The following is a 5,869-nucleotide window of genomic DNA, read 5'->3' on the forward strand; positions in this document are numbered from 1 at the left end:
ACGTCGGGTATCGGTGTTTGATAATTTGGATCATATTTCCAATGATTGGGTTGGGCTAAAACGAATAGTTCAAGTTGAACGTCTTGGTACTCGTGCTGGTAAGCCTTATGAGGAAACCGTATATTACATAAGTTCAATGACCCTTGAAGCTTCAGATTTTGCCCAAGGCATTCGTGGTCATTGGGGTGTAGAAAATCGATGACATTGGGTCAAAGATGTTGTGTTTGATGAAGACAAGGCACAAATGGTTGATGGTTATGCATCTGCAAATTTCTCCATTCTTCGCAGTTTTGTAATTAACTTGTTTCGTCACAATGGTTTTGATTCCCTAACCAGAGCAATACGACATTGTGCCCATAATATCCTATTACTATTTTCCTTTTTAGAATGAAACAGCCCTGCTTATCCCCAGAGGGGGCCCCACCTTCCCCGATCCCCGATCCCATTTTTGATTATTAGGATAATATTTGACGCTAATCTAAAATCTAAAGATGGATGCCCAGATCTAAATCTCCAATCCCAAATCAAAATACTATGCAAGCTGGTACAAAATTGCAGGGTGGTAAGTATACCTTAGACCAGGAAATTGGTCGGGGAGGCTTTGGTATTACTTTCAAAGCTACTCATCACTTTTTAAATCATGTAGTGGTGATTAAAACCCTGAATGAAAAGCTCAGACAACATCCTGATTTTGCCAAGTTTGAGCGTCAGTTTCAGGATGAGGCGAGGCGTTTGGCTACATGTGTCCACCCCAATATTGTCCGGATCAGTGATTTTTTTGTCGAGAATGGGTTGCCATACATGGTGATGGAATACATTCCCGGTGATACTTTAGGCGAGGCTTACATTTTACCGGGAATTCCTTTACCAGAGGCGACAGCGATTCATTATATTCGTCAAATCGGCGCTGCTTTGCAAGTGGTGCATCAAAATGGTTTGCTGCATCGAGATGTCAAGCCAGATAATATTATTCTCCGCCAAGGAACTCAGGAAGTAGTACTGATTGATTTTGGTATTGCTCGTGAATTTAATAGTGGGGTGAGACAAACTCACACAGGTATGGTATCTGAGGGCTATTCGCCAATTGAGCAATACTTGTCACAAGCAACACGCACACCTGCAACGGATGTTTACGGTTTAGCAGCAACATTGTACTCATTTTTGACAGGACAAGTACCCATGCCTGCATTGTTGCGCGATCGCGAACAAATGCCTACACCCCGCGAATTACAACCCCATTTAAGTGCAGCAGTCAATCAAGCTGTGATGCGTGGTATGGCAATTGAAGCCAAGTTTCGTCCCCAAACAGTAGCAGAATGGTTAAAACTGCTACCAGGAGATGTAACAAATCACATACCAATGCCAAAAGTTACACAGGTAGTGCCAACTATTGATTTATCTGCTCAGTTGCACCAAGAAAATTTACATCAAGAAAAAATAACAAACAAAAAAAGAATTTCATCACTGTTTGCCAAGATTACTCCTGCTCATAAAAAATTGCGATCGCCTAAAATACTTTTGGGTACCGGTGTCGCTGTTGTTGCTGCAACCGCAGGTTTTGGTATAACTTCCATGTTGAATAGGCCTCAACCACCATCCCCGAAACCAGTTTTTGAACAGCCTAATCAAAGTACTTCAGCAGAAATACAATCTACAAATTCACCTTCGCCTACACCTTTTGGAACTTCCCAATCAACAGTCAACTCCGCGTCTGTCTCTACTACCCCTTCTAAGCGACGCAGGCGCAATCGGCGTTCTTCCCAACCAGAAACAGAAACCTCAACTCGCAACACCAACACCATAGAACCATCAACTAACAACAATTCCACCACAGAAGAATCACAACAGCAACAATCGCCAACACAAAGACTCTCACCGATTACGCCTAATACTTCTTCATCACCATCTCTAGTGGAAAAACTGCGAGAATATCGGAACTCTCGTCAAACTTCTTCTACACCCTCACAAACTCAATCACCATCTCCGATTAAACTGAAACTTGCCCCACAACCATCACCAACCAAAGATTCTAGTTCAGTTATTGTACCAATCCTGCCAAACAGGAGTTCAAAACAGTCAAATCCACCAGAAGTAGTAGTTCCAACACAGGAAGTCAAGCAAAATCTTAACCTTGAAAGTCAATTACAACAGAAACCACAAAAACAAATTAAAGAACAAACTAGCGAGGTAATACCACAGGATAATAATTAACCTAAGTTTTGCGATCGCAACTCCTCACATCCATCCCATCTACATATATTGATAAATTATTAATATCTGTAAAACCTGACTAAATTCAGGCTTGATTTTACGAGGCGAAGGGTTTGGAAATGTTTACTGCATCAGAGACTCCTATCATTGCGACAATCCTATTAGTCGCTTTCGGAATCTTGGGTTGGGGCTTTTATCGTGCTAGACCCTATGGCAAGCTGGGAATCTTCGCCTGGTTACAGTCAGTGGTTTTAATGGCTCCTTGGCTAGTGTTTTTTGGCTTATTTGCTGCTGGGATTTACATCAATATAGTAGCCATCCTCTTGTTACTTGTGATTTCTACCGCAATTTACATCTATTTGGGCAGACAGTTAAGAGCAGCTGGACAAGATGTAATTCTCAGACAACGAGCCACACAAAAGCTAGCTGAACAAGAATCTACTTCGACATCACAAACAACACCGACCGTTGAACCTCTCCAAGTTCAACCAGAAGTTCTGTCAATTCCAGAAGAAGATTTGAACGCTATCAAAGGTATTTTCGGTCTGGATACATTTTTTGCCACAGAAACCATTGCGTATCAAGAAGGAGCTATTTTTAAAGGGAATCTGCGCGGAGAATCAGAAATGGTTCACAATCGTCTGACTACTAAGTTACAGGAAATTATTGGTGACAAGTATCGCCTTTACTTAGTGGAAAACACTGATGGCAAACCAGTGGTGATTGTCTTACCCAGTCGCAATGATCCTCGCCCGATGAGCCTATCGCAAAAAGTCTTTGCGATTATTCTGCTGATAGCAACCGTAGTCACAAGTTTAGAAGCGTCGGGCATTTTGCAAGGTTTTGATTTATTTGCCGATTTCGCACGCTTGCAAGAAACTTTACCTATCGGTTTGGGAATTTTAGTCGTTTTACTGTCCCATGAAATTGGTCATTGGTTGCTTGCTCGTCGTCACAAAATCCGCCTCAGCTGGCCTTATTTTTTACCAGCTGTGCAAATTGGATCTTTTGGAGCAATCACTCGTTTTGAGTCTTTGTTACCCAACCGTAAGGTATTATTTGATATCGCCTTGGCTGGACCAGCTGCTGGTGGAATTGTGTCTGTGGTGATGCTGATTACGGGATTACTGCTTTCTCATCCGGGTAGTATGTTTCAATTACCCAATCAGTTTTTCCAAGGTTCGATTTTGGTAGGTAGCTTGGCAAAAGTTGTCCTTGGTTCGGCTTTGCAGTCACCATTGGTAGATGTACATCCCTTGGTGATAATTGGTTGGCTGGGGTTGGTAATCACAGCTTTAAATTTAATACCTGCTGGACAACTTGATGGTGGTCGAATTGTCCAAGCCATTTACGGACGCAAAACTGCTGGTCGGGCGACCTTTGCAACTTTAATTTTGCTAGGATTAGTAGCTTTGGGTAATCCTTTAGCAATGTACTGGGCGATTGTGATTCTGTTTTTACAACGTGATTTAGAACGCCCCAGCTTAGATGAAATCACTGAACCAGACGATGCACGTGCCGCTTTGGGTCTTTTGGCTTTATTCTTAATGATTGCGACTCTGTTACCTCTAACTCCCGGTTTAGCTGGGCGTTTGGGGATTGGATAGAAAATCGGGTTTCTACAAAAAGACGCGATAAATCGGGTTTCTACAAAAAGACGCGATAAATCGCGTCTCTACAAATGGTCTATTTGTCGCATTCTTTTTTCAAATTGGTATTATGGTTTCCAGCCTGCGATTAAATTTGGGTAAGCAGTTGGTGTGGGGAAAAGATTTTTTAAACCTGTTTGGCGTTGTTGGGGTGCTTCTTTGGTCATGTTCCACAAACTTTCGTAGAAAAAGAAAGAGACACCAGCAAAATTGCGATCGCGTACTTGTTGAACTTGTTGACCAATCTGTGTCATCGGTACGTGTTTACGTTTGAGTCCTGTCATAATCCCGATACTTACAGGTATATGACTTTTAGCAGTTTTGACTTCTGGATACTCTAATTCAGTCTTAAAGACATTGGGATCATCTCGATACACTTGGATGACTAAATCTTCTACAAGTCCCATTCTTTCCCATTTTTCCCAGTCTGCCAAAAAGAATTCGTAGGAAAAGCGTTGCGGATTAGGTGCTACGGAAACAATACAATTCTTGTTCGCAGTTTTGATTGCAGTAAATACCCGCTTCATATAATTAGTAATTTTGTTTGCTCGCCACCGCAGCCATTCTGGATCTTTAGAGTTAGCAGGTGGTGCTTTACCACCGTGTTCTTTTTTGTATAAGGCGACTGTATAAGCATCGTATCCTAACTCCGATGGCAAGCCAAAATGATCATCAAATTGAATACCATCGATGTCGTAATTTCTCACTATTTCTACGATTAAATCTTGGGTGAATTGTTGCACTTCCGGTCGAAAGGGATTTAGCCAAACTCTATCGTGAGTACCTTCTTTCCAAATTTTGCTACCATCTCGGCGACTAGTTAGCCATTGAGGACGACGTTTTGCTAATTGGGAGTCAGCAGGGGCCATAAAGCCAAACTCAAACCAGGGAATAACTTTTAAGCCTTGTTGATGACCAACGTTGACTGCTTCTTTGAGCATATCTCGACCTTGCAGACCTGGTTCTGGATCAAGCGATCGCCCAATCACTGTTTGAGCCACTTTACTAGGATACAGCGTCCAACCCCAATTCCAGACAGTTGGATAGACAACGTTAAAGTTTAGCTGTTTAAGATTTTGTAACGCACTCTTGAGGCGATCGCTCTCAAACAAAACATTACTATCAATATTGGTTAACCACACCCCCCTTAACTCTGCTGTTTGCGAACGGGTAGGTAAATTTTGAGCTGGTAAGGGAAAAGATAACATCATCGTAGCAACCATAGACAAAGTCACCACCACAACAAAAAAAACTATGTTGCGTTGACTACTTTGACGAGCATTCCACACAAACAATTTCTTACACGATTTAACAAACTTTTTCATCATTGACTGGGTAGAAAATTTCACATAGGCTTCAAACAATGATCACCTATGACTGCGTAGATCACCAAGAAGTTGCTTGATATACTCCCTTTCGGAAGTGCTTGGAGTGTGGGAAGTAATGTAGAGACGCGATTCATCGCGTCTGGAAGTGTGGGAAGTAATGTAGAGACGCGATTCATCGCGTCTGGGAGTGGGGGGAGTGTGGGGAAGGGGAACACGGGGACGGGTTGAATATTTTTGATAGATTTTCCCTTGTCTTTTACTCTCCCTTGTCAGCGAATATAGGGAGCATCCCAAATGTTCAAAAAAACGCCTGCGATTGAAATCGCAGTCTTATAGTGAAAGTCTGCTTAAAGCAGACTGTTTGATTTTATTAAGTCGTATAAAGACGACTTGTGCTATTAGCAAAGGGTTTAAACCCTTTGCTTTGCGGTATTTTGAAAAAATTGGGATGCTCCCGCGAGTATCAAACACTCGTCCTGAGTATTAAACACTCGTCGTGAGTATTAAACACTCGTACTCGAGTATCAAACACTCATCGCCGAGTATCAAACACTCATCGCCGAGTATCAAACACTCGTCGTGAGTATTAAACACTCGTACTCGAGTATCAAACACTCATCGCCGAGTATCAAACACTCGTCGTGAGTATCAAACACTCGTACTCGAGTATCAAACATTCGT

3 protein-coding genes and 1 pseudogene are annotated in these 5,869 nt (G+C 42.1%); 3 read left to right on the forward strand and 1 reads right to left on the reverse strand.

The features are described 5' to 3' along the window. From B4U84_RS02880 to B4U84_RS02890, 3 genes and pseudogenes are all read left to right on the forward strand, one after another. A pseudogene (locus B4U84_RS02880) lies at window positions 1–202 on the forward strand (ISAs1-like element ISPlr1 family transposase); the annotation flags it as partial. A 332-nt stretch (window positions 203–534) separates the two neighbouring features. Beyond that, window positions 535–2,211, forward strand: coding sequence for a protein kinase domain-containing protein (locus tag B4U84_RS02885; protein ID WP_131115450.1), 1,677 nt, complete (start codon window positions 535–537; stop codon window positions 2,209–2,211). A gap of 119 nt (window positions 2,212–2,330) precedes the next feature. Then, on the forward strand, window positions 2,331–3,818 hold the full coding sequence (locus B4U84_RS02890) for a site-2 protease family protein (RefSeq protein WP_131115452.1): 1,488 nt from the start codon (window positions 2,331–2,333) through the stop codon (window positions 3,816–3,818). Window positions 3,819–3,928: 110 nt separating this feature from the next. Here B4U84_RS02890 and B4U84_RS02895 read toward each other — a convergent pair whose 3' ends face one another. After that, complete coding sequence (locus tag B4U84_RS02895) at window positions 3,929–5,185, reverse strand: family 10 glycosylhydrolase (protein WP_476426206.1); 1,257 nt, start codon at window positions 5,183–5,185, stop codon at window positions 3,929–3,931. Window positions 5,186–5,869: the final 684 nt, after the last annotated feature.

This window comes from Westiellopsis prolifica IICB1 (assembly GCF_004323185.1).
In the GTDB taxonomy this organism is placed as follows: Bacteria; Cyanobacteriota; Cyanobacteriia; order Cyanobacteriales; family Nostocaceae; genus Pelatocladus; species Pelatocladus prolificus_A.